The 23,291-nt window shown below is 59.9% G+C and carries 18 protein-coding genes; 5 read left to right on the forward strand and 13 right to left on the reverse strand.

Features of this window, described 5'->3' with window-relative positions:
• Window positions 1-145: 145 nt before the first annotated feature.
• From PSV43_RS11440 to pdxH, 8 genes are all read right to left on the reverse strand, one after another.
• A complete protein-coding gene (locus PSV43_RS11440; RefSeq protein ID WP_300196877.1) occupies window positions 146-721 on the reverse strand; it encodes a xanthan lyase in 576 nt (191 codons plus the stop codon).
• 40 nt (window positions 722-761) lie between these two features.
• The gene (locus PSV43_RS11445) at window positions 762-3,974 is read right to left on the reverse strand and encodes a PVC-type heme-binding CxxCH protein (RefSeq protein ID WP_300196879.1); all 3,213 of its coding nucleotides are present in this window, start codon (window positions 3,972-3,974) and stop codon (window positions 762-764) included.
• Window positions 3,975-4,006: 32 nt separating this feature from the next.
• Window positions 4,007-4,450 (reverse strand): DUF393 domain-containing protein, encoded by a 444-nt coding sequence (locus PSV43_RS11450; RefSeq protein ID WP_300196880.1) that lies wholly within the window; start codon window positions 4,448-4,450, stop codon window positions 4,007-4,009.
• Window positions 4,451-4,452: 2 nt separating this feature from the next.
• On the reverse strand, window positions 4,453-4,905 hold the full coding sequence (locus PSV43_RS11455) for a hypothetical protein (protein ID WP_300196882.1): 453 nt from the start codon (window positions 4,903-4,905) through the stop codon (window positions 4,453-4,455).
• Complete coding sequence (locus tag PSV43_RS11460; protein WP_300196885.1) at window positions 4,902-5,318, reverse strand: hypothetical protein; 417 nt, start codon at window positions 5,316-5,318, stop codon at window positions 4,902-4,904. The genes PSV43_RS11455 and PSV43_RS11460 overlap by 4 nt, the downstream gene beginning before the upstream one ends.
• Entirely contained in the window at window positions 5,315-6,247 is a 933-nt protein-coding gene (locus tag PSV43_RS11465) for an acyl-CoA desaturase (RefSeq protein WP_300196887.1), read from the reverse strand. Before PSV43_RS11465 ends, PSV43_RS11460 begins: the two co-directional genes overlap by 4 nt.
• A 56-nt stretch (window positions 6,248-6,303) precedes the next feature.
• Window positions 6,304-6,825, reverse strand: coding sequence for a transcriptional regulator (locus PSV43_RS11470; RefSeq protein ID WP_300196889.1), 522 nt, complete (start codon window positions 6,823-6,825; stop codon window positions 6,304-6,306).
• 125 nt (window positions 6,826-6,950) lie between these two features.
• Window positions 6,951-7,604, reverse strand: a complete 654-nt coding sequence (gene pdxH / locus PSV43_RS11475; RefSeq protein ID WP_300196891.1) for a pyridoxamine 5'-phosphate oxidase — start codon at window positions 7,602-7,604, stop codon at window positions 6,951-6,953.
• A 72-nt stretch (window positions 7,605-7,676) separates the two neighbouring features.
• Here pdxH and hpt point away from each other — a divergent pair, with 72 nt between their 5' ends.
• The 3 genes from hpt (at window position 7,677) to PSV43_RS11490 (ending at window position 9,577) form a co-directional block, all read left to right on the forward strand.
• The gene (gene hpt, locus PSV43_RS11480) at window positions 7,677-8,234 is read left to right on the forward strand and encodes a hypoxanthine phosphoribosyltransferase (protein WP_300196893.1); all 558 of its coding nucleotides are present in this window, start codon (window positions 7,677-7,679) and stop codon (window positions 8,232-8,234) included.
• A complete protein-coding gene (locus tag PSV43_RS11485) occupies window positions 8,231-8,476 on the forward strand; it encodes a MoaD/ThiS family protein (RefSeq protein ID WP_300196895.1) in 246 nt (81 codons plus the stop codon). The genes hpt and PSV43_RS11485 overlap by 4 nt, the downstream gene beginning before the upstream one ends.
• A gap of 156 nt (window positions 8,477-8,632) precedes the next feature.
• Window positions 8,633-9,577: a PEP-CTERM sorting domain-containing protein gene (locus tag PSV43_RS11490; RefSeq protein ID WP_300196897.1), complete on the forward strand. Its 945-nt coding sequence runs from the start codon at window positions 8,633-8,635 to the stop codon at window positions 9,575-9,577.
• A 113-nt stretch (window positions 9,578-9,690) separates the two neighbouring features.
• On the opposite strand, the gene PSV43_RS11495 is transcribed toward PSV43_RS11490, so the two are convergent.
• The 5 genes from PSV43_RS11495 to PSV43_RS11515 all read right to left on the reverse strand — a co-directional run bounded on the left by PSV43_RS11495 (window position 9,691) and on the right by PSV43_RS11515 (window position 16,470).
• The gene (locus PSV43_RS11495; RefSeq protein WP_300196898.1) at window positions 9,691-10,518 is read right to left on the reverse strand and encodes an ion transporter; all 828 of its coding nucleotides are present in this window, start codon (window positions 10,516-10,518) and stop codon (window positions 9,691-9,693) included.
• An 84-nt stretch (window positions 10,519-10,602) separates the two neighbouring features.
• Complete coding sequence (locus PSV43_RS11500) at window positions 10,603-12,054, reverse strand: DUF1501 domain-containing protein (protein WP_300196900.1); 1,452 nt, start codon at window positions 12,052-12,054, stop codon at window positions 10,603-10,605.
• Window positions 12,055-12,105: 51 nt separating this feature from the next.
• Window positions 12,106-12,618 carry an ORF6N domain-containing protein gene (locus PSV43_RS11505; protein WP_300196902.1) on the reverse strand — a complete coding sequence of 171 codons (513 nt, stop codon included), beginning with the start codon at window positions 12,616-12,618 and terminating at the stop codon, window positions 12,106-12,108.
• 12 nt (window positions 12,619-12,630) lie between these two features.
• On the reverse strand, window positions 12,631-16,053 hold the full coding sequence (locus PSV43_RS11510; protein WP_300196904.1) for a DUF1553 domain-containing protein: 3,423 nt from the start codon (window positions 16,051-16,053) through the stop codon (window positions 12,631-12,633).
• A gap of 102 nt (window positions 16,054-16,155) precedes the next feature.
• A complete protein-coding gene (locus PSV43_RS11515) occupies window positions 16,156-16,470 on the reverse strand; it encodes a hypothetical protein (protein WP_300196906.1) in 315 nt (104 codons plus the stop codon).
• Between the two features lie 302 nt (window positions 16,471-16,772).
• On the opposite strand from PSV43_RS11515, the gene PSV43_RS11520 reads away from it, so the two are divergent.
• Both PSV43_RS11520 and PSV43_RS11525 read left to right on the forward strand, forming a co-directional pair.
• Window positions 16,773-19,706: an alanine--tRNA ligase gene (locus PSV43_RS11520; protein ID WP_300196908.1), complete on the forward strand. Its 2,934-nt coding sequence runs from the start codon at window positions 16,773-16,775 to the stop codon at window positions 19,704-19,706.
• 328 nt (window positions 19,707-20,034) lie between these two features.
• Window positions 20,035-23,190 carry a DUF4838 domain-containing protein gene (locus tag PSV43_RS11525; protein ID WP_300196910.1) on the forward strand — a complete coding sequence of 1,052 codons (3,156 nt, stop codon included), beginning with the start codon at window positions 20,035-20,037 and terminating at the stop codon, window positions 23,188-23,190.
• The last annotated feature ends 101 nt before the right edge of the window (window positions 23,191-23,291 follow it).

Below are 23,291 nucleotides of genomic sequence, written 5' to 3' on the forward strand. Positions count from 1 at the left end.
TTCCGATCAGCTCCTTTCATCTGATTAGTTCATGTTCATGCCAAGCACACTAGCCCAGTTCCTGCGGAACTGGGAAGAGCGTCGTAATGGCAAACCGTAAGGTGTGGGCGCTGCGGAGCGGCCCATTGTTGCAAAGCAAACAAGGCTACTTTGCCACCGGCAGGAACTGCACCGCATCAGCGATCACGACCTTGTCAGGTTCCGTGCCTTCATTCGATACCTGCACCCACCCGGTGCGGCCTGCTTCAAAACGAAAGGTGCCGAGGGTGCGGAACAGTCTGCCATGCTCGGGCTCCTGCTGTTGATTGATGATGACCTTCGCATCGCCATCGGCATGATGAATCGTCACCGGGACCTTCGTCGAACGCCGAACATTGTAGCAATGCGCCAGCCGCACCTCATACCAGCCCGTCTTCGGGAGCATGGGCGTGAAGGTCACCGACTTGCTCCCCTTCCCTGCCTTCATGTCATGCAGGTAACCCAGCCCCACATACGGCGGCGTGTGCGTGGAGTACTGCCACTCGCCGACCAACTCAGCATCCATTTCATCGACCACGATGCCTGGCAGTGATACCGCATCTGCCACAATGAATTTGACCATTTCTGGACGGTCAACCTCGCCAAGAGGATGAATGTTGGGCACCGCCTTCGGGTGCGGCTTCAACACCTCAGCAGCCACAGCGGCCCCGAGAAGTATTGCGATGATAACCAGAGGTCTCATGGAACAGAGGAGGTGCATGGATTGGTTCAGTGGCTTCCTATCACTTCCCCGCCTTCTCATTCATCAAATAGCCGAGGAGATTGACAAACGTCGCCTCATCCAGCGTCTGGCCAAAGATGGGAGGCATGAGGGACATGGGTGTCGTTTCATCCTTGGCGAGATCATTCTTGGAAATGCGGTGCTCCTGTCCGGCGGCATCGGCGAGGATCAAGACCTGGCCTGCTTCGCCTTTGAGGAAGCCGCTCAGCGTGGAGGCATCTTTTAGCGTCAGCGTGTGGAGATGGAAATGGGCGTCCACGTTGCGGTTCGGATCGAGGATGTCTTCGCTCAAGCGTTCTGCGCCGCGTGCGCCGATGCCATCGAGCTGCGGGCCGATCAATCCACCTGCGCCACGGATTTGGTGGCACACCGCGCAGTTCGTGGTGAACACGGTCTTGCCTGCGGCCAGATCTGGCTCCGCCTTCGCAAACGCGGCCGAGCGGGTGGCGATCAAGGCATCGAGTTGCTTGCGCTGTTCGGGTGAAACGGGCAGCGGTGGCGGTGCGGGGCGGGCGGGGAGATAGGGGGCCAATTTCTCACGCAACGCGGCGGGTGCGGTGTGCTGCAGCAGCATGGCGAGTGTTTTGAGGGCGCGGCGGGTGCTGTCCTCGCTCTGGAAATCGTTCACGCTGACGACGGCGGGCTCGATGCGGGTGATGCCGAGCCAGGCGTAGGCTTTGCCGTCATCGCCATCGACGATCTCAAGGCGCACGGATTTGCCGGTGTGTTTGGAGAGGTCCAACTCGGTACGCTGGCAGACATCGCTGCGCGGCGGGAAGGCGCTGGCAAGTGTGGTGCCGCTTTGTGTGTGCACCACGCGCACGAGGTTTTTGTCGTGAGCCTTGCTGGTGGGTTGTCCGCGATGGCCGTTGATCCACACGATGAGTTTGGCTGGCGCAGCGAAGTCTTTGGATTTCAAAATGCCGCTGCGTTTTTCTTCATCGCCACCGCCTTTGGCCATGCTCTGCAGCACCTGCGTCTCGGTACCATCGGTGCATTTGCGCGGCTGGAGCGACCATTGAGCATCGCCTGAGGAAGTCCAGGCGGGGTAGGCTTGCTGCTGTGCGGAATCGAGGAACTGCGTGGCGAGCTGTTGCGCCCATTTCAGCAACTCGGGATTGGCGGGGTCACCGCGCTCGCTGAGGCCGTTGTGGATTTCATACAGTGCGTCTGTTTGCTGCTTGAAATTGCTTTTGGTCAGATGTCGGGCAGTTTCAACTGCGCGCTGCAGAATTTCAGGATTGCCATATTTCGCGATCTGAGAGAGGCACTTCATCAAGTCGGGAGGCGATTCAGACAGAGGTGTAAGTTGCTTCAATAACCATTCACTCGATGCAGCTGATTTTAGAGATAGGGCAACCTCCCTAAAATCGCGCTCATAGGTCTGCATTTCTGCTTTTTCCTCGGGGTTGGTTGAAGGAGCACTCGACCGCTCTGTAACCGCCTTCATAAAAACCGCTGGATCAGAGAGCAACTTGCGTGACGCGATTCTTAACGCCTGCCTGAGTGTCAAGTCGGCGGCGGGCACATGTTGCAGCATGGTTATCATGACACCTGCTGCATTGGAACGAGCATCAGGAAGGCAGTTCGTCAGAGCCCAGGTGGCGGCAAGCTGGGTTCTGGGAATAAACCGCTGATTATCCGGCGCCAGGCAGGACAAGGTGTAGAGAACCGCAAGCCGCCATTCTGGAATCGGCCCCTCGGATTCGCGAAGCAGCAAATGCACATCCACAAAGTCGTCAGTGTTGTTACCCATGAACGACAATGAGCGTCCATTGCGCAGCCAAACCTGATGCGTGGCCCAGATTGCGTACGCTTTTTGAAAAGCGGACTGGCAGTTTTTCTGCAAGGATTGAACGGCCTGTTCTTCAGGCAGCTCAATCAGGCGTTCTACAAGAACAGGGACCGTGTTGTGCCGAACTGTCAGATTCGGAGAATCGAGCTGCTTGTATAATTCGGACAGACTAGCGTTTGTGAGGTCAGTCCGCTTGGTATCTTTACCCGTCTTCACCACGCGCCAGATTCTTCCGCGTTCTTTATCTCTGCCAGGATGATCCAGCGGCACCTCGTAGTGGCCGATGATTTTGTTGTAGAAGTCGGCGATGTAGAGGGCGTTGTCGGGGCCGAGCTGGAGATCGACGGGGCGGAACCAAGGATCATCGCTGGTGATGAAGTCGGGCTGTTCATTCGCCATCGGCGTGGAGCCAGTGAAGGTGACCTTGTCGTGGTTCACGCGGGAGGTGACACAATTGCCGACTAGGGTGTGGTCGTCCCACTCGGGGCCCCAGACTCCGCCATCTAGGTAAACGATGCCGCAGATGCCGGTGGAGCCGTGGCTGTGCTGGCACATGACCGGGGCGAAGCCGAGGCCGTCGTCGGGTTTGCCGAAGCTGGGGTAGCAGGCGCCGCGAATGAGCTGATAGATGGGCGAGCTGTGGCAGTCGGCGCTGTAGAGATTGCCAAAGCGATCCCAGCAGAGGCCGAAGGGATTGACCTGGCCGCTGGTCCATTGCTCGATGCGCGAACCGTCGGGTTTGAAACGGAAGACGTTGCCGCTGTGGAGATCCAGCGTGCTGCCATCTTTGGCCTTGAAGTGGCTGGTGTTATTGAAGCCGTGCGTGGCGTACACCCAGCCGTCGAGTCCGAGGCGGAAGCTGCTGCACATGCCGTGCGTGTCCTTTTCATAACCGAGCGGGCCGAAGAGAATCTCGCGGTGGTCGGCTTTGTCGTCGCCATCCGTGTCAGCGAAGTACCAGATGTTGGGGATGCTCCAGGCGATGCAGCCGGACTTGTGCTCCGGCTTGTGCCAGGGGAGAACGCCGGTGGGGATGTTCAGGCCGCCGGCGAAATCGGTGACTTTGTCGGCCTTGCCGTCGCCATCGGTGTCTTCGAGGATTTTGATCGCATCGCGGCTGTCTTTGACATGCGTGCCCTTCTCATCGGCCCAGCGGCTTTTGTCGGCGGAGTAGGGATACTCGACCGTCGATGCCACCCACAGGCGACCCCGTGCATCGAAGGCCATGTTGATCGGCTTGTTGATCATTGGCTCGCTGGCAAAGAGCTGCACAGTGAAACCCCGCGGCACATGCAGCCCCGCACGCTCCTGCTCCGGCGTCAGTGCTTCTGTCTCTCGCACGAGGCGCATTTTATCCTCGGCTGCAGGAAGGCTGGCAGCTAGGATGCATGCTGTGAGGAAGTAGCGGATGAATGACATGCCGCCATTACAGCGCAGACCGCGGCCTTCCTTCAAGCCTCGTTTCGTGTTTCAACCGCACACGACCCATTCTCACAGACTGTCTCCGTGATCTGCGCCCGCAGCGCGTCATCACTGCGCAAGCGCAGCAGGTGGGAAAGGCCAATGCGGTTGCTGGAAATCCAATGCACCATGCGGCGGGCGATCTGCTGCATCGGCGGACTGGCGAAGCGCAGCGACCATTCGCGATACTCGCGCAGCGCCCACAAGCACGTCACCCAAGCTCCCGCGCCCTGCCAGAGCGAGCCGTCATCGCCCATAACGACGATTTCCTGATCGGCGCGCAGGTTGGGTAGATCCGGGCAGCGTTGGAGTGCCTGCACCGAATCATAAGACAGAAACTCCAGCCTCACATAGGCGGCCTGTTCGAGCATCCAGCGACGGAAGCGCGAGCACAGGCCGCAGCGGGCATCGTAGAAGATGGTGAGCGTGTTCATGACTAATTCAGCAAGAGTTTGCGATCTCTCGACCTGACATAGGCCGCCACCATTCCAGTGATGCCAGGACTGCTCATCAGGAAGAAGGCTTGCCAAGTGAAAAGTTCAGAACTGTTCATTGCTGAACCTTCGCGAAAAAAGGCAGTCCCCCATATGATGACCATCACACTGCTCCCGGCCAATAATCCACAAATCGAAGCGGGCCAGGGCCTGCGCAGCTTGGAATGATCGGGTATCAGCAGGTCAACGGGCAGGAAGATCACAAGCCAAGCGGCGAGTATTACGATGCCAGTAGCCGCGCCAAGGAAGAGTACTTTCATGACATCATCCTGAATCCGAATTTCGTCGAAATGAACCTCGGCAAGCATTGCTACCCACCAAGCAATGTTGCACGCAATCCAGCCGCACAACATCGCGAGGAACGAGAGCTTCAGTTTGCGCAGAAACGTTTTCACAGGGTGTCGAGAATATCATGCGCTTTGCTGACGCGATGCATCGGCGGCACGGGTGGTGGCAGGTTGGCCAGCGTGGCGCGGCGGCGCATGCGGGTGAAGACGTAGAGATTGATGAAGTGCATGCCGCCGAGCATGAGGAGCACGACGCCCATCTTGCCGCTGAGCAACTCGAACACGCCGCGTGCCCCGGCGATCTCCTCAGTGGTTTTGAGATACAGCGAGACGAAGCCGATGTTCACAAGATAGAAGCCGACGACGAGCAGGTGATTGACGCTGTCGGCGAGTTCCGTGTTTCCGTGGAAGCAATCGACGAGGAAGATGCGGCCGCTTTTGTGAAGAGTGCGAGCCACCCAGACCGTCATGCTGACGGCAAGGATGAGATAGAGGGTGTAGCTGATGACGGTCTCGTTCATATGGGTGTGTGGTTTGGGTTTGTGTTGAGGGGAATGAGTTCTGACCGCGCCGGCATGTCGGCGGGCAGTTTCACTTGGGTGATCAGGCCGAGGAAATTCAGCATACGCAGCGCCCACCAGCCGGGGTCTGGCTGGGCCTGCGTGAGTCCCAGGCGTGCGGATTCGGGAAAGGCATGATGGTTGTTGTGCCAGCATTCGCCCATGGTGATCAGCCCGAGGTGCGGGATGTTGTAGCCCTGCACCGCATGCCCTTGCAGATGCCAGTCACGCTGGCCGGTGTTGTGCGCGAAGTAGCCGATGAGCCAGTGACCGATCAGCGAAACCACAATGCGCACCGAAATGCCCCACACGACCCAGCCGATGCCGCCGATCAGATAAAACAACACCGCATAGGGCCCCTGCTGCAGCATCCAGGTACGCTCCAGCATCTGGTAAAAGCGGTCCTCACGCACCTCACGCTCGATCTCAAACTGCGGCGGATGCTTCAGGCGCAGCTTGCAGTGGAGCTGCCAGAGAGCATCACGCCAAATGGGCCGTTGGTCGATGTAGAACAGATGGCAGGCCGGTTGCCGCTGCGCCCAGTCGCGAATGTCATGCAGATAGAGCATGGCAAAGGGCCCGCCCATGCCAACGACGGTGCCTAGATGCACCAGCAGATGCTCCAGCCAGCGCGGACAGTTGAAGCTGCGGTGAATCAGCAGACGATGCAGACCCACCGTATGGCCAAGGCACAAGGTGAGCACCGTGAAGGCGCCTGACATCAACACAGCCCCCGTGCTGATGGTTAGCCAGCCACCCATAAGCGCGATGCCCAGATGCGTGGTGAACCACAGCGATTTCACCTGACTCCAGACGATCTCGCCTTCCAGCGGATTCGTCTCATCACAAGCCGGGCGCATGCGGCGGACTTGGAGTGGAGCGGTGTTCATGGCGGTAGTATATTCTGAATTTTCAGTTATTTGTGAAACATATAAGCATGAAAAGATCAGCCGAGGAGGCGCATGGCCCACTGGAGTGCGGAGGCGTGCTTCATGGAGATCACGGTGTCGGCGACTTTGACACCGAAGCTGAGGAATTCGTCGAGGTCCTGCATCTGCTGGTGGAAGTCCTTGCCTGGGCCCACGGCTTCGTCCTTCGTGCGGGCGGCGCAGTCGCGCAGCAGATTGATGGCGGGCTCGATCTCGCGGCGTTTGCGCTCCTTCGAGATGGTGATGAAAATCTTCCAGACGTCCTTTTCGGCCTCAAAGTACTCCTTGCGATCCCCCTTCTTGGTGATGATGCGCACGAGGTTCCAGCCGACGAGGTCTTTCAAATTGGTGTGCGCATTGCCACGACTGATTTCGAGCCGCTCCATGACATCGTCCGTGCACATCGGCTCCGGGGCGGTCATGAGCAGAGCGTGAATCTGGGCCATGGTGCGGGGGATGCCCCATTGCGTGCCGAGCGAACCCCACTGCACCACGAATTCCTCGCGGGCTTTTTCCCATTCTGGTAGTTCTTTGCTCACACTTTCATTAAAAACTGAAAATAATGAAAGGCAAGGAGAGTGTTGAGTTTTCTTTTAGAAAGGGAGAACCCAGGAGATTGCGAAGGCGCTGCGCTCATCTCGCGGAGCGAGATGGCTACTTTACCTTATGGACTCAGCCGCATCTTCACCCACACCCCATGCTCCCTGCGGTAGCGGATGCGGTCATGCAGGCGGCTGACGCGGCCCTGCCAAAACTCGATCTCTCCCGCAAGCAGCGTGTAGCCCCCCCAATGCGGCGGACAAGGAACCTGCCCCTCAGGGTACTGCGCCTTCAGTTCGGCATCGCGCTCCTCCAGCCACTCACGTCCGGGGATCTCCACGCTCTGCGCCGAAGCCCAGGCACCGATCTGATGTCCGTAAGGCCGACTGGCGAAATACTTCTCCGCATCCGCACGCTCCAGCTTGGAAATCGCGCCCTTGATGCACACCTGATGATGACGACCCGCCCAGAGGAAGCAGGCAGCCGCCCGTGCGTCCGCCTCGATCTCGTGGCCCTTCCGGCTCTCGTAGTTCGTGTAGAAATGAAAGCCGCGCTCGTCGATGCCCTTGAGCAGCACCGTGCGCACAGTCGGGGTGCCATCGAGGCCGTTCGTGGCCAGGCTCATGGCATTGGGCTCCGGCAGCTTGTGCGCGAGGGCGTCGTTGATCCACAGGGTGAACAGCTCCACGGGATCGGCCGGGGCGCTGTTTTCGTCGAGTTCGCCCTGGTCGTAACTCACGCGCAGGTCTGGCAGGTTCGGTTTGTCAGTCGGGTTCATTCAGGTTACAAGAAACGCGTGTCGTGCAGCCTGCGCTACGCCAGCTTTGGCCTTTACGCATACTTTTGTTCCATGCCCTCCTCCGTCACCGGCGTCATCCAAGATCTCGAACGCGTCCTGCTCACGCCAGCGCAAATCAGCGCGCGCGTGGACGCCATGGCTGCGCGGCTGAATGCGGAACTCGCAGGCCGAGTCGTCACCGTCGTGGCGCTGATGGACGGCGGACTGTTTTTTGTGGCCGATCTGCTCCGCAAACTCGAACTGCCCGTGCGCCTCCACACCCTGAGCGCCAGCAGTTATCAAGGCGGCACCTCCACCACCGGCGAAGTCAAGGTAAACTGGCCCGCCGATTTCGACCTGCGTGATCAGGACGTGCTTCTACTCGATGACATCCTCGACACCGGCCTCACCCTCAGTGCCATCTCCGAGCACCTCCTCACCCTGCAGCCAGCCTCGCTGCGCACCTGCGTCCTGCTCAGCAAACGCCGCCAGCGCCTCCGCGAGGTGCCGCTGGATGACGCGGGCTTCGAGATCGACGACGAATTCGTCGTGGGCTACGGCATGGATTACATGGGCCGCTTCCGCAATCTGCCCTGCATCGGCATCCTGAACCCGAACTCACCGTCATGAAGCTGCGCGTGCTGTTCTTCTCCGTCCTCCGGGACATCACTGGCACGGACGAGATCACCCTCGAACTGCCTGCGGGAGCCACCATGGACGACTTGCTCACTCAAATCGAGTACCGCTGGCCGAAATTGCGCGACTGGCAGAACAGCCTGCTGCTGGCCCTCGACCAAACCTACGTGAAGCGCGACGAGCCGCTGCACGATGGGGGCGAAGTCGCCATCATGCCGCCGGTGCAGGGGGGGTAGTGAAAGCAGGCTAGTTGCGGAGCCACAAGGGTGCCCCAACTCCTCAGTAAACGGGTTGCTTGGCGCAGACGCCTGCGGTGCAGAGGTAAGGAACGGCTTTTTACTATTTATAATTTTAGTAATTTACATAAATTGTGTATCTTACGGAGTCTCCGCATGTTGCGCCTCCGCCATCTTTTACCTTTCTGTCTGCTTTGGGTCACACCGGCGGCTGGGGTGATTTTTTATGATTCGGAAACGCCGACGTATAACACGACGGCTCCCCCGGCGGATTCCGGCTGGCAGTATGAGGGCTACTTCGGCATCTACCTCGGTACCATGATTTCGCCGAACCTGTTCATCACGGCGGCCCACATCGGCGTGGCATCCAGCACGTTCAACTATGACACGACCTTCAGTGGCACGACCTCGGTCTCCTACAATATCGACACCGGTTTCAATGGCGGTGTGGGTTACTACAACATTCCCGGCACGGACCTGAACATTTTCCAAGTCACCGGCGGCATCTTCTCCACCTATGCCCCGCTATACACGGGAGCCTCGAAGACCCTCGGGTTCGTGGACATCGGGCGCGGGACCCAGCAGGGCGCGGCCGTGACCAGTTCGCTGGGGACCATCACCCACGGATGGCTTTGGGGGTCGGGGGATCATGTTGCGCGCTGGGGGCAGAACACTTTTACCGGATCGGTGAATGGAGCGGCACTGGGGCTTTCGGGCACATTGCTCTCCGCGAGTTTCGGCTCGTCCAACGACATCACGCTGTCGGAGGGAGACTCAGGTGGCGCAGCTTTTGTGGACGTCGGCGGGGTCTGGCAGCTTGCGGGCATCAACTATGCCGTCCAGAGCGGGCCCTACTCTGCCAGCCCGACGGGATCGAATCCGTTTACGGCAGCCCTTTACGACATGACGGGCTACTACCAGCAAACCAGCGGCGGCACCTGGATTCCGGTGACTGGAGCCTCCACGTTTTTTCTGTCGGACATCAGCGCCAACGCATCGGCCATCCAGTCCGTCATTGCGGCCAATCCCGTGCCTGAACCGGGGGGCGCATTCCTCATTGCCATCGCAGCCCTGGCTGCGGCGGTGCGGCGGCGGCGTTAGCCAAGGCAGCGCCTCGTTCTTTAGGTCAGCAGGTCTTTCACGAGCTGGGGTTGGCTCACGAATGAACCTGAAGAATCGAAAAAGCAGCCTGATGGACAGCTTCCGAATGATGACTACTCCAGCGCCACGCCGCACTGCTGACAGTGCCGCGCACGGGAGTCATGGTCTTCCCAACCGCACTCCTTGCACCGGCGGCGGACGCGGGAGCCTTTCAGCTCGCGGCTAATCTCGGAGGTCACGATGCCCGTGGGCACGGCGATGATGGCGAAGCCGGTGAGCATGATCACAGACGCCATCATTTTTCCCAGCACGGTGACCGGCGCGACGTCACCGTAGCCGACCGTGGTGATGGTGACGATGGCCCAGTAAATCGACTGCGGGATGTTCGCGTAGCCGGGATTGGCATCGTGTTCGATCACATACACGATTGTGCCTTCCACGCACACGAGTGAGAGCACGGCGGAGAAGAAGATGAGGATCTTGCGCCGGCTGGCGCTCAGCGCGTTCATGAGTACGCCCGCCTCGCCGATGTACTCGACCATCTTCAGCACACGGAACATCCGCATGAGTCGCAGGACCCGCACCGTCGTAAGGTAGTGCGAACCCGGCAGCAGCAGCGAGATGTAAGCTGGCAGAATCGACATCAAATCAACAATGCCGAAGAAACTTCGCGCGTAGGTCCCTCGCTTCCGCACCACCCACAGGCGCGTCAGGTACTCCAGCGTGAACAACCCGGTGAACACCCATTCCAGTGTGTTGAACAACGAGCCGTGTTGCACCCGCAGCGAGTCAACGCTCTCCAGCATGATCGTCAAAACACTCAGGCCGATCAGCCAAAGCAGCAGAACATCGAAAACACGGCCCGCCTTCGTATCGGAAAGGAAGATGATGCGCCAGATGCGTTCGCGGGTGGAATCCGGATCCTGGGATGGGCCTGTCATGCGGGAGAAGAGCAGGCGCAGCCAGTCCATGCAAGCCATCAACCGCAGCACCTTCGAAAGATCGTCACAGATTACCGCTGCTCATCACACCAGCAGATCCTTCACCACATGCCCATGGATGTCGGTGAGGCGGTAGTCTCGACCTTGGAAACGATACGTCAGACGCTCGTGATCAAAGCCAAGCAGATGCATCACAGTCGCCTGGAAGTCGTGCACATGGACTTTGTTTTCAGCGACGCTGAACCCAAGCTCGTCGGTGCTGCCGTACTCGAAGCCGCCCTTCACGCCGCCTCCGGCCATGAAGAGTGAGAAGCAGTCGGGGTAGTGATCGCGGCCCAGCACCTTGCTGGCAGCCGTGCGACCTTCGCGGAAGGGCGTGCGGCCGAATTCACCGCCCCAAATGACGAGGGTGTCATCTAGCAGCCCACGTTGTTTGAGGTCCTTGATCAGTGCGGCCACGGGCTTGTCAGTGGCGGCCATTTTCGCGGTGAGGCCGGTGGTGATGCCGCTGCCTTCACTGGTGCCGTGAAAGTCCCAGCCCCAGTCGAAGAGATTCACAAAGCGCACGCCCTTTTCAATGAGCCGCCGCGCGAGCAAGCAGTTGTTGGCAAAGCTGGCTTCGCCGGGTTTCGCGCCGTAGTCTTCGAGGACGTGCGCCGGCTCCTTGGAGATGTCCATGACCTCGGGCACGCTGGTCTGCATGCGAAAGGCGAGCTCATACTGCGCCATGCGCGTGACGGTCTCGGGATGGCCGAATTCGGCGACCTGCTGCTGATTGAGATCCTGCAGAGCGTCGAGCGTCTTGCGGCGCATGGCGCGGTTCATCCCGGCGGGATCACTCACAAAAAGGACGGGATCTCCCTTGCTGCGGCACTGCACGCCTTGATACACACTGGGGATGAAGCCGCTGCCCCAGCAGCCCTGACCGCCGCTGGGCTGTGTGCCGCTGGAGATGAGGGCGACGAAGCCAGGCAGATCCTGATTTTCCGTGCCGAGACCATACGTGGCCCACGAACCCATGGAGGGCCGGCCCTGCCGCGCATGACCAGTGAACAGCAGCAGCTCCGCTGGCGCGTGATTGAACTGATCCGTGTTCATCGAGCGGATCATGCACATCTCATCAGCGATGGTGTGGAAGTTCGGGCAGGCATCGCTCATGGTGATACCGCCTTTGCCATAGCGCGCAAAGGTACGCGGTGTGCCCATCAGCTTGGGCACCCCCGTGGTGAAGGCAAAGCGCCGGCCTTTAAGAATCGAGTCCGGACAGTCCTGCCCGCTGCGCTTGACCAGCTCCGGTTTGTAATCAAATAGATCGAGGTGCGGCGGCGCGCCCGACATGTGCAGGTAGATCACCCGCTTGGCCTTCGGCGCAAACTGCGACTTCTTCGGCGCGAGCGGATTGGCCGCTGCTGAACTGGCTCCCGCCTTCTGCTGCATCGCATGCATGGCGATGGCGCCGAGGCTGAACTGCCCCGCATTGCCAAGGAACTGGCGGCGCGTTTTGAGCTGGAGGGTGTCGTGCGTGATGGGGTTCATAGGGAAGTGGGTTTTGATATCACAGATTGTGATACCAAGTTTGCAGCGTGTTCAGGGATGGAAGCCGATCTGCTTGCGTGGAGTTACTGGCAGTGGGGTGAAAAGCGGCATGAGCTTCTTGTAGATGTCCCGCAGGGAGGCGTCGTGGATGAGCAGGGTGTGATCGATCTCCGCCAGACGCTTCAAAATGGCGGCGTTTGCGGCCAGTTTTTCGCGGATTTCGACGAAGGCACGAATCACATAGATGCTCATGGAAATGGCACGAGCACTGTTCAAGACGGAGGCGGCCATGAGGGCACCGTGTTCGGTGAAGGTTCGCGGTGGTTTTGTCCGACCACCCCGACCTTCGGTCTTTGATATCGCAATTTGCGATATCAAAACCAGCCTCTCTTCAGGTGTAAGTTGAAACGAGAAGTCTTCGGGAAATCGCTTCAAGTTGCGTTTCACAGCTTCATTAAAGCGCCCGGTGCTGACGCCATAAAGCGCCGCCAGATCGGGATCGAGCACCACGCGCTGATCGCGCACGGTGTGGATGGGGACGTCGATGGATTTTTTGGTCGCCATGGTTTGATTGAATCACCGCCGCATCAAAAACTCATCCAAGTTCATCACCACATTCGCGATGGTGGTCCATGCGGCGAGGTCGGGGAGGTCGGCGTCTTTGGGGGCGGGGCCAAGAGGGTCGGTGGCCATCTTGGTGGCTTCGGCTGTGTCGGCGCGGTAGGTGGCGAGGGTTTCGGTGTAGAGCTGGGTCAGCGATGACACTTCATGGGCGTTCGGGGCACGTGAGAGGCAGAGTTTGAAGAGATGCGCAAGACGCTCCGGCGTCGTTTTTCCCTCCGCCACAAGACGCCTCGCCATCGCTTGATTCGTTTCGATAAACACCGGATCATTCAGTGTCACAAAGGCCTGCAGCGGCGTGTTGGTGCGGCTGCGGCGGATCATGCAGACTTCGCGGTTGCCGGCGTCGAAGGTGGCGAAGCTGGCGTAGGGGCTGTTGCGGCGGACTTCGGTGTAGAGGCTGCGGCGGTGCTTGTCCTCGCCTGCGCTGAGGGTCCAGTCGTTGCTGCGGCCAAAGGCGGTGGTGAGGCCCATGTTCGGCGTCATGGGGCGCACCGGCACGCCATACATTTTGGTACTGAGCAGGCCGCTGACAGCGAGCGCCTGATCGCGCAGGAGTTCGCCGGTGGGGCGGAAGCGTGGCCCGCGTGCGAGGAGGCGATTGTCGGGATCGCGCTCGTTGAGTTCGGGCGTGGTCTTGGTGCTTTGCTGATAGGCCTGGCTGGTGAGCAAGAGCTTGAGCATGTGCTTGATGTCCCAGCCGCTGTCCATCAGCTCGGCAGCGAGCCAGTCGAGCAGTTCGGGATGCACGGGCAGATCTCCCTGGCTGCCGAATTCCTCGCTGCTGCGCACGATGCCGGTGCCGAAGATGCTTTCCCACAGGCGGTTCACGGCGACGCGTGCGGTGAGCGGATTGTCACGGCTGACAAGCCACTGCGCCATGGTAAGGCGGTTGCGTGGAGCATCTTTCGGCAGCGGATTGAAAACGGCGGGCGTGGCTTCGCTGACTTCATCGCCCAGCGCCTGCCAGTTACCACGCAGTTGTACTTTCGTCACGCGGCGCTGTTTGGGATCGAGATCGCGCATGATCGGCACGGACACAGGCTTGACGGCGGCCAGTTCCTTGGTCGCGGCGGCGAGGCGGGTGCGCTCCGCAGCGGATGCTTTGGCCACATTCCGCACGAAGTACTCCACCACCGTCTGCTGCTGCGCGGGTGTGCGTTTGTCCTTGGCCTGAGCAAGAGCGGCCACAACATTTTGCGGCACCTTGGTGACTTGCTGCACACGCGCATCTCCGGTGTAGCTGAGGCGAAAGCTGCCGAGTGTGTGCTGCTTGAACTCGCTGTTTTGCGTGAGCGTGATGCGCAGCTTGGCACCAGCAGGAATCACAACTGGCGAAGCGGCAAGCAGAGTGAGCGTGTGCGGCTTGTCAGCAGCACCAGCGACGGCCCAGCCCTGCTGCTTTTTGTTCTTCGGCTTCAAGATGGAGGCAGCGGTGAAGCCGTCCTGCTCATAGTCAGCCAGCGCCGTGGTGAAGCTCACGGCCACGGGGCCGCCGATGGCGAAGGCCTTGTCTTTCTCCGGCGCGGGTGTGTCCTCGCTCTTCCATACGATCTGCCGTTTGTCATCGAGCAGCACGACGCGGAAGCCGTCGAGACGATTGCGCACATTCCCGTCCGTGCGATTCCACACGACGACGCGGTCCACCGGTTTGGCCGCCTTCAGATCGACCTCCCACCACGGATCATTATCGGTGCCGGCGGTGTGGGCCACGCTGCTCTTAGCGTAATTGCCCTCGGTGTTGCCATCAATGGCACGCTTGGCGGCGGCATCCGTATAGAGGCTGCTTTGGGTGGCGACACCGGAGGGTGCAAGATTTTCGCTGCCGTTGAAAACCTGCACTTCAGCCAGTTGGAGCATCTTTTTTTCTCCAGGCAATTCAATGCGCACATAGCGCACCTGCGGAGCATTCTTGACATCCGGCGGCACGACCTCCGCTTTCACGTCGGTGATGACAAAGTTGCTGAAACCAGCGGTGGGAATCGTCTCAATGCGCAGCGCACTGAGCTTGTCGCCGGTGGCGGGCAGTTCGATGGTGTAGCTGTCTTTGTCGCTGTTTTTCGGAATCGCAACGGTACCGCCTGCTGCGATGGTGGCGCTTTGTTTCGACTGCGTGCTCACCTTGGCGGGCTGCGGTGTCTGCCAGCCGAGATCGCGGGCAAAGCCCTGGTCCCAGGCATCGATTCCGGCGAGCCATGCTGGTGCAGGCGCTGTGAACTTCTGTTCCAGTGCGTCGATCTCTCTCTTCAGATTCGCACGCTGCTGAATCAGTTCCGCTGTATCAAAACTGTGCAGCGGCACTTCGTCTTTTTTGTCGCTGTCGGCGCTTTGATTGAGGAACGCGTAGAACTGAAAGTACTCGTTGATCGTGATGGGATCAAACTTGTGCGTGTGGCACTGGGCGCAGGCCATCGTGGTACCCATCCACACGGCGAAGGTGGTGTTAACTCGGTCGATGATGGCGGCGTTGCGGAATTCCTCGTCGTCAGTGCCGCCTTCATTTTGCGTCATCGTATTGCGATGAAACGCAGTGGCGATGAGCTGGTCGTCCGTCGGCTTGGGCAGCAGATCGCCCGCGTTTTGCTCGATGGTGAACTGATCAAACGGCATGTTCGTATTCAGCGCACGCACCACCCAGTCGCGGTAGGCCCAGATCTCGCGCGGCTGGTCGCTGGGGTAGCCGGAGGAGTCGGCGTAGCGTGCGAGATCGAGCCACTGCCGCGCCCAATGCTCACCATAGGCGGGAGTCGCTAAGTAATGCTCTACCACCTTGTCGTACGGCTGCTTCGCCAGCTCATCCATCTCCGCGAGCGTGGGCGGCAGTCCTGTCAAATCCAGTGCGACGCGGCGGATGAGCGTGGCGGTGTCTGCCTGCGGTGTATACTTCAGTTTCTCCAGCTCCAGCCGCTGCACAAGAAACGCATCCACTGGATTCAACTTGGAACCTGAAACTTGAAACTTGGGACTCGGTGCAGGTACGCCCGGCCGGACAACTTTCTCATAGCTCCAATGCTGCCCCCAGGGCGCGCCCTGCTTGATCCACTCCGTCAGCAGTGCAATCTGCGCGGGCGAGATGGTCTTGTGCTGCTTCGGCGGCGGCATGACCTCATCAGGATCTTTGGTGAGGATGCGCTCCAGCAAGGCACTCTTCTCAGGATGTCCCGGCACCACGGCCGTGGTGCCGTCGTTGTTTTTTTTCGCGCTGATTTCGTCATCCAGGCGCAGGCCCGCTTCGCGCTTCTGTTCGTCAGGACCATGGCAGAAAAAGCAGTTCTCGCTCAGGATGGGCCGGATCTCTTTGGAGAAATGGATGGGACGCGGTGCGGGCTCCGCGATGGCGGAGGCAACGAGTGGAAGAGTGATAAAAAGACGGATCACGCTGTGTGATACGCCGGAGAAAGGCCGATCTTGACGCGGAGCGGCATTCTCCATGCAAGGAGCGGAAGTCTGGCGCGGCGGGCTTGCCCCCGGCATCCATCCTCACAGGCCTCTGCTGCCGTCCTGACGATACTGCAGATCGGTATCGTTCAGCGCCAGAAACCGCATCGCCCCTTGGATATCAAGGTCCTGCATGTCTGAGATCTTGAAAATGCGGCCACGAAAGGCACCGGTGGCTGGCACCGTACCGCCACGCAGGTTGGCAATGGTGGCCTGCTCGTCACCCGGCACCATGAAACTGGCTCCGGCTGCGTGGGCCATGGCGGCCACGCTGGCGATTTCCTGGGCATTGCGCTTGTCCTTCTGATCTTCCGCCCCTTGGCGGGCTCCACCCATGGATGTGATAGCGATGCTCATGATGATGCCAAGGATGGCGATTGTGATCAGCAATTCCATCAGGCTCAATCCGGACTCGGTAGGGCACTTTTTTGGGAATTGAGAAGCGGCGGTCATCATTTTTCACCCGGGATCGTTCTAAATATTACTTTATTTATGGTAATTCACAATCTTTTTCTTGCCGCCCCCATTTGCCTCGGACGGTTCACCCCGGCAGAGGGTTGATTTTAAAGCGGCTGGCCACTGCCCCTGCCCTACCGGTGGCAAACCCCGCCTTTACCTTCGGCATCCCCCCGCTACCATCCGCGCTCTCTTTTCCAGCCATGTCCGCCGTCCCCACCGCCGCCCAGATCCGCCAGAGCTTCCTCGATTTCTTCAAGGAGAAGCAGCACACCATCGTCCCCAGTGACAACGTCGGCTACACCAGCCGCGATGGCGCACGCATTTTTACCAATGCGGGGATGAATCAATTCGTACCCATCTTCCTCGGCGAGCGCAGTGCTGACGTGGACACCTGGCCCGGCGTTCTGCACAAAGGCCTTCCTACTCGCGCCGCCGACACTCAAAAGTGCATCCGCGCCGGCGGCAAGCACAACGACCTCGAAGACGTGGGCCTGGACACCTACCACCACACGCTGTTCGAAATGCTCGGCAACTGGAGCTTCGGCGACTACTTCAAAAAAGAGGCCATCTCCTGGGCCTGGGAACTGATCATCGAGCGCTGGAAGTTCCCACCAACACGCGTCTTCGCCACCATCTACCAGCCCGGCAAGGGCGACCCCGCTGACCGCGACCAGGAAGCCTGGGACATCTGGGCCGAGAAGTTCCGCAGCATCGGCCTCGATCCCGACATCCACATCGTCAACGGCAACAAGAAGGACAACTTCTGGATGATGGGCGACACCGGCCCCTGCGGCCCCTGCACCGAGATCCACATCGACCTCACCCCCGGCGCTCCGAACCTCGACGAAGACCGCCAGCGCGCCGGAGCACTCCTCGTGAATGGCAGCGACGCCAGTTGCATCGAGATCTGGAACAACGTCTTCATTCAATACAACGCCAACCCCGACGGCACCTTCGTCCCGCTCCCCGCACAGCACGTGGACACCGGCATGGGCTTCGAGCGCGTCTGCTCCATCATCCAGGGCACCAAAGGCTTCACCGACTTCGAGACCGCCAAGATCAGCAACTACGACACTGACGTCTTCAAGCCCATCTTCGATGAGCTGACCAAGCTCAGCGGCAAGACGTATGCGAGCACGCTGCCCAAAGCCAACGAGCAGGGCCACGTCGTCCCCATCACCGAACAGGAAAAAATCGACGTCGCCTTCCGCGTCATCGCCGACCACCTTCGCACCCTCAGCTTCGCCATCGCCGACGGCATCCAGCCCGGCAACAGCGACCGCAACTACACCCTCCGCCGCATCCTCCGCCGCGCCGTCAAATACGGCCGCACCCTCGAATTCAAAGAACCCTTCTTCTACAAACTCGTCGATGTCCTCGCCACCCAGATGGGCGATGTATTCCCGGAAGTGCGGACAAAGAAGGAGCAGATCAAGAGTGTGCTTAAGGTGGAAGAAGAGAGTTTCAATCGGACACTAGATCGTGGATTGGCCCGTCTGGCAGATGTGCTCTGGAATGAAGTAACTCTTATAACTGGTGATCTCCTCAAAGCTGGCAAGCCAGCAGCCATTCAGATCGAAAATGGCGAACAAAGAATGGAGTGCGAAATCGACGGCCAACAATACGTGGTAAAGCCCGATGACGTCGTCAGAGCTGGACACCTGCTTCACAAATTTAGTGGTGCAGCACCAATTGTCCCAGGATGGGCAGTATTTGAACTCTACGATACCTTTGGCTTCCCAGTTGATCTCACGCAAGTCGTCGCACGTGAAGCGGGCTTTGTAATTGATAATGAAGCGTACGAAGAACTGATGGAAGAGCAGAAGGAACGCGCCCGCGAAGCCGGCAAGAAGAACAAACAAGTCGTCTCCGTCTCCGAAATCGAAACCAAAGCACCCACCCAGTTCATCGGTTACGACAACCTCGAAGCCGATGTCAAAGTGCTCGAAGTGGTCGAGATGAAGGACAAGACCGCCGTGGTGCTCGATGTCTCCACCTGCTACGCCGAAATGGGCGGGCAGATCGGCGACAGCGGCCAGCTCATCCTCGGGGCGAACACCTACCCGATCAGCGCCACCACCAAAGTCGGCAACACCTGGCTGCACTTCCTCGACGGCGACGAAGCCCCCGCCGTGGATAGCACCGTGAAGCTCATCGTCGATGCCCCACGCCGTCACGCCATCGAGCGCCACCACACCGTCACCCACATCCTGCATTGGGCCCTGCATGAAGTCGTGAACAAGGACGCCACCCAGAAAGGCTCCTCCGTCACGCCTGACAAACTCACCTTCGACTTCAACAGCGCCGCGCTCACCGCGCAGCAGATCACCGACATCGAACGCCTCGTGAACGAGCGCATCGTCGCCAACGAACCCGTCTCCTGGACTGAAGTGCCCTTCGTCGAAGCCAAGGCCAACTCCGGCATCATGGCCCTCTTCGGCGAGAAGTACGGCGACCTCGTCCGCGTCGTGCAGATCGGCGGGCAGCGCAACAAGCTCGACGGTTGGAGCATGGAACTCTGCGGCGGCACCCACACCCGCAGCACCGGCGAGATCGGTCTCTTCCGCCTCGTCAGCGAAAGCGCCGTCGCCTCCGGCGTGCGCCGTATCGAAGCCATCGCCGGCCTCGAAGCTTACAACGCCGCCCGCGCCGATGCCGAATTATTAAAACTCCTCGCCGGTAAAGTCAGCGCCCAAGGTGCCGCCGATCTGGAAAAGAAGCTCGATCAAATCCTCACCCAGCAGAAGGAACTCGAAAAAAACCTCAAAGCCGCCCAGCAGCGCGAAGCCGCAGTAATGGCCAAAGACCTCATCGCCACCGCCGCCAACAACACCATCATCGTCAATCTCGGCGATGTGGATGCCGACTACGCCGTCGGTGTCGCTGAAGCCCTCAAAGGCACCTTCAACGGCATCGTCGTCCTCGCCGCAACCGGCGGCGGCAGCGTCGCCCTGATCGCCAGCGTCGCCAAAGAGCACCAGGCCAAAGTGCAGGCCGGCAAGATCATCCAAACCATCGCCCCCATCGTCGGCGGCAAAGGCGGCGGCAAACCCGACTTCGCCCGCGGCGGCGGCAAGGACGTGAACAAAGTCGATGCCGCACTCGCCGAAGCGCGGAAGCTGATTGGCGCATAGGCTGGCTTCTCTCCACGACACTGCAAGCCAACACTGCGCGTTGCAGTTCCGCCCACCGGCGGAAGTGCAACGCGCGAAGAAGGGCGGGGATTTCCGCGTCTGCGCTCAAGCCTGAGGCTTGACGGTACGATTGCATCAAGGATAAGGACGACTGTCATGGAAGACGATGTCCTTTCGGTCACTACCATACTTTTTGTCCTTCGGATAAGACGCTACGCCTTAGTTGGCCGCGTCATGCGTATGCCCTGCCCTTTCACGGCGCCCCCTCCACGAAGGTGCAATAAAACACCCGCCTCATCGTTTGAGTGGGCCAACCACCCATTCACGCATGAAACACACCCTCATCGCTGCTTTGCTGCTGACTTCTACTGCCATGCTGCACGCAGCGGATGCCGTTCTCGTGGAAGACGGCCAGCCGCGTGCAGAGATCATCCTGGCGGAAAATCCCACGCGCATGCAGCGCGTCGCGGCGCAGGAGTTTCGCACGAACATCGAAAAAATCAGCGGTGCGCGGCTCCCCATCCTCACGCAGCCGAGCGGGAAGGCGGTGAAGATCTTCATCGGCGCGAGCCACCACAATCCGGTGAAGGCGGACGGCTTGAAGGAGGGCGCATATCGCATGCAGTCCGGCGACGACTGGCTGGCGCTGGTAGGAGATGACAGCGACTTCGTACCAACGGCACCCTGGGCGTCGGGCAACAGCGACATCCCGCGCGCGCAGGCGGAGTTTGAGAAAATCGTCGGTGCACCGTATGGCATGCCGAATGCCGGACTGTATAAAAACCGCCTGCGACTGGCTGGCGACACCGGCAAGCCGGACGGTGCCACCACGGCGAAAAACGAGACGCTGGACATCTGGGGCCTCGATGAACGCGGCAGCTTCAATGCGGTGACCGCGTTCTTCCACCGGCTCGGTGCGCGCTGGTATCTGCCGGGGGAGCTTGGTGAAGTGATGCCCGCGATGAAAACCATCGCGCTGCCGCAGCTCGACGAGACCGTGCACCCAGATTTCCCGCTGCGGCAGTTCAACTTCCGCTTCGCCACCGCAGGTTATGACACGGCCTTGTGGATGATGCACCTCGGCACTCGCAACGATGATCGTTATCAGATCGCTCATGGCATGGACGGCATGACGGGCAATGACGCCACCTTTACCGCGCATCCAGAGTGGTTCGCGCTCTATGGCGGCAAGCGCGACTACCGCTCCGGCGACAGCAAAAACCAGCTCTGCTATTCCGACGACGAACTCTTCCGCGAGACCGTGCGCTACACCCGCGTCCTGCTTGACACCTACCCGCTCAAGTCCGTCTCCATCATGCCGCCGGACGGCTACACCTCCATCTGCCAGTGCGAGAAATGCAAAGGCAAGGACTCGCCAGAACGCAACGAACGCGGCCTGCTGAGCGATTACGTGTGGGACTTCGTCAACCGCGTGGCAAAGGAGATCGCCAAAACCCACCCCAGCGCGAAGGTGCTGAACTGTGCGTATGGCGTGTACACGCTGCCGCCGCTGAAGATCGACAAGCTCGAACCGAACGTGGTTGTCTGCATCGTCGGCGGAAGGCGGCCAATCAACAAGGCTGGCGTCAAGGGCGAGGGTGAGTCAGCCCCCGAAGCTCTGCGCGCGGCGTGGGTGAAGAAAACCCGCAACCCGATCCTGAACTTTGAAAACTATCCCTTCACTGATCGTGGCTGGTACCTGCCCTCCTTCGCGCCGCATGCGCTCGGCGATTCCGTGAACGCCACGAAAGGCATCTCCCAGGGCGAGGACATCTGGCTCTCCGCACGGCAGGATTTCAAAGAGGTCGGCATCGGCTTCAATCACTTCATGGTCTATTTCACCGCGCGCATGTACTGGGGCGGGAAAGAGGCCGATGTGGATGCCATGTTTCGCGAGTACTGCCAGCTCTTCTATGGCCCCGCCGCGCAGGAGATGCAGGCCTTCTTCACCTACTGCGAAGCCCATTGGAGTGTCATGGAAGACGACAAAGCGCAGGCTGATGCTGCGCTCGCGCTCTTCACCAAGGCGCAGGCCAAAGCAGGTGCGGCCAGTGTTTATGGCCGGCGCATCGCGCTCATCGATGACTTCCTCAAAGGCCTGCGCATGAAGTCTCAGCAGCTCGGCCAGCAGCGCGGGCCGGTGCCTGTGGTGCGCCTCGTTGGTGATGCGGAGGGCATCGTCATCGATGGCAAGCTCGACGACGCCTACTGGCAGAAGTGCGCCACTGCCGCCACGGGCAAATTCCGCGAGTTGCAGACCGGCCGTGTGCCCACTTTCGGCACGTCGTTCAAAGCAGGCTGGCAGGGCAACAACGTCTGCTTCGCCATTCGCTGCGATGAGCATCCAGGCGAAAAGCCCCATACCACCAGCACGCAAAATGGAGACCAGGCGCTCTGGCATGGCGATGCCATCGAGATCGAACTCGCCACGGAAACGCACTCGTACTATCAGATCGCCATCAGCCCTGCGGGTCACATCGTGGATCTGGATCGTGGCGCATCGCGCGGCCAGTGGTTCGGCTGGGATTCGCAGGCGGAAGTGGCCACGCACATCGCGGATGATCACTGGACCGTCGAGATTCGCATCCCCGTCACGCGGGACGAAAACGATCCGCTGCATCAGGTCATCGGCCGCAAGCCTACGCAAAGCCTGCCATGGCATGTGAATCTGTGCCGCCAGCGCATTCGTGAAGACGGCCAGGAACTCAGCGCTCTCTCACCCACCGGGACGGACGGCTTTCATGATCCGCTGAAGTTCGCGCATTTCTATGATGGCAAATCACACGTGTTTGCTGCTGATCCCAGCGTCACCGATTTCGTCATCGGTTTCCGCGATGCCACGCAAGAGCGCAAGGCCGCCGGTTTCCTTGCGCTGGCCGAGGGCAAACTCAGCGACATGCAAAAAGCCGCTGCGCTGGAGCAGGCCGCACGGCTCAGCAGAGGCGACGCCGCGCCGATCATCGAGCGCATTCCCATTCCCGCCGTGAAACAAAGCGCGCAGATGCAGCACCTGCTCGCCACGGGCAAAGCGCCTGAGGTCATCGCGCAGTTCGCGAACGAAGACTTCAGCAAGTGGCCCTTCTGGCAGCGTGGCGCGGGTTATCATGCGCGCGGCTACGCGTATTCCATCACCAAAGCAGGCGACAAAGCCGAGGCGGATTTCAGTGCGGCCCTGCCGTGGGTCAGCGAGCCGCGAGCGCGGGATACCCTGCTCCTTGCGCAGGCGCAGAACCGTGAGCGCAATCTGCAAAACGACGAGCAGGCTCTGGCCGCTTATCGTGCCATCGTGGCCGATCGCCCGCGCATCGGAGGTGCGGATGAATATGTGGCGCTGCAAGGCATCGCGCGCATTTTGACGCGGCAGAAGAAGTATGATGAAGCCATGACCACTCTGAAGCGTGCCGAGCCTGAGAAGCTGCAAGGAGTCTGGCGCGAGAACATCCTGAAATCCATGGATGAGGTGAAAAAAGCACGGGGGCAGTGATGCGGCATCAAGTAGCCTTGTTGCTGTGCAACCAGGGAGGGCGTCGCAATGGACTGACGTGAGATGTGAGTGCGGCGGAGGGTTTCCTTGTTCCGCAGGAA

The sequence above is a fragment of the Prosthecobacter sp. genome (assembly GCF_029946185.1).
Taxonomy (GTDB): Bacteria; Verrucomicrobiota; Verrucomicrobiia; order Verrucomicrobiales; family Verrucomicrobiaceae; genus Prosthecobacter.

What these genes read in the sequence shown, in the direction of transcription:
- PSV43_RS11440 (WP_300196877.1), bottom strand. Translation starts at nt 721, where the DNA reads ATGAGACCTCTGGTTATCATCGCAATACTTCTCGGGGCCGCTGTGGCT.
- PSV43_RS11445 (WP_300196879.1), bottom strand. Translation starts at nt 3,974, where the DNA reads ATGTCATTCATCCGCTACTTCCTCACAGCATGCATCCTAGCTGCCAGC.
- PSV43_RS11450 (WP_300196880.1), bottom strand. Translation starts at nt 4,450, where the DNA reads ATGAACACGCTCACCATCTTCTACGATGCCCGCTGCGGCCTGTGCTCG.
- PSV43_RS11460 (WP_300196885.1), bottom strand. Translation starts at nt 5,318, where the DNA reads ATGAACGAGACCGTCATCAGCTACACCCTCTATCTCATCCTTGCCGTC.
- PSV43_RS11465 (WP_300196887.1), bottom strand. Translation starts at nt 6,247, where the DNA reads ATGAACACCGCTCCACTCCAAGTCCGCCGCATGCGCCCGGCTTGTGAT.
- pdxH (WP_300196891.1), bottom strand. Translation starts at nt 7,604, where the DNA reads ATGAACCCGACTGACAAACCGAACCTGCCAGACCTGCGCGTGAGTTAC.
- hpt (WP_300196893.1), top strand. Translation starts at nt 7,677, where the DNA reads ATGCCCTCCTCCGTCACCGGCGTCATCCAAGATCTCGAACGCGTCCTG.
- PSV43_RS11485 (WP_300196895.1), top strand. Translation starts at nt 8,231, where the DNA reads ATGAAGCTGCGCGTGCTGTTCTTCTCCGTCCTCCGGGACATCACTGGC.
- PSV43_RS11490 (WP_300196897.1), top strand. Translation starts at nt 8,633, where the DNA reads ATGTTGCGCCTCCGCCATCTTTTACCTTTCTGTCTGCTTTGGGTCACA.
- PSV43_RS11495 (WP_300196898.1), bottom strand. Translation starts at nt 10,518, where the DNA reads ATGACAGGCCCATCCCAGGATCCGGATTCCACCCGCGAACGCATCTGG.
- PSV43_RS11500 (WP_300196900.1), bottom strand. Translation starts at nt 12,054, where the DNA reads ATGAACCCCATCACGCACGACACCCTCCAGCTCAAAACGCGCCGCCAG.
- PSV43_RS11505 (WP_300196902.1), bottom strand. Translation starts at nt 12,618, where the DNA reads ATGGCGACCAAAAAATCCATCGACGTCCCCATCCACACCGTGCGCGAT.
- PSV43_RS11515 (WP_300196906.1), bottom strand. Translation starts at nt 16,470, where the DNA reads ATGAGCATCGCTATCACATCCATGGGTGGAGCCCGCCAAGGGGCGGAA.
- PSV43_RS11520 (WP_300196908.1), top strand. Translation starts at nt 16,773, where the DNA reads ATGTCCGCCGTCCCCACCGCCGCCCAGATCCGCCAGAGCTTCCTCGAT.
- PSV43_RS11525 (WP_300196910.1), top strand. Translation starts at nt 20,035, where the DNA reads ATGAAACACACCCTCATCGCTGCTTTGCTGCTGACTTCTACTGCCATG.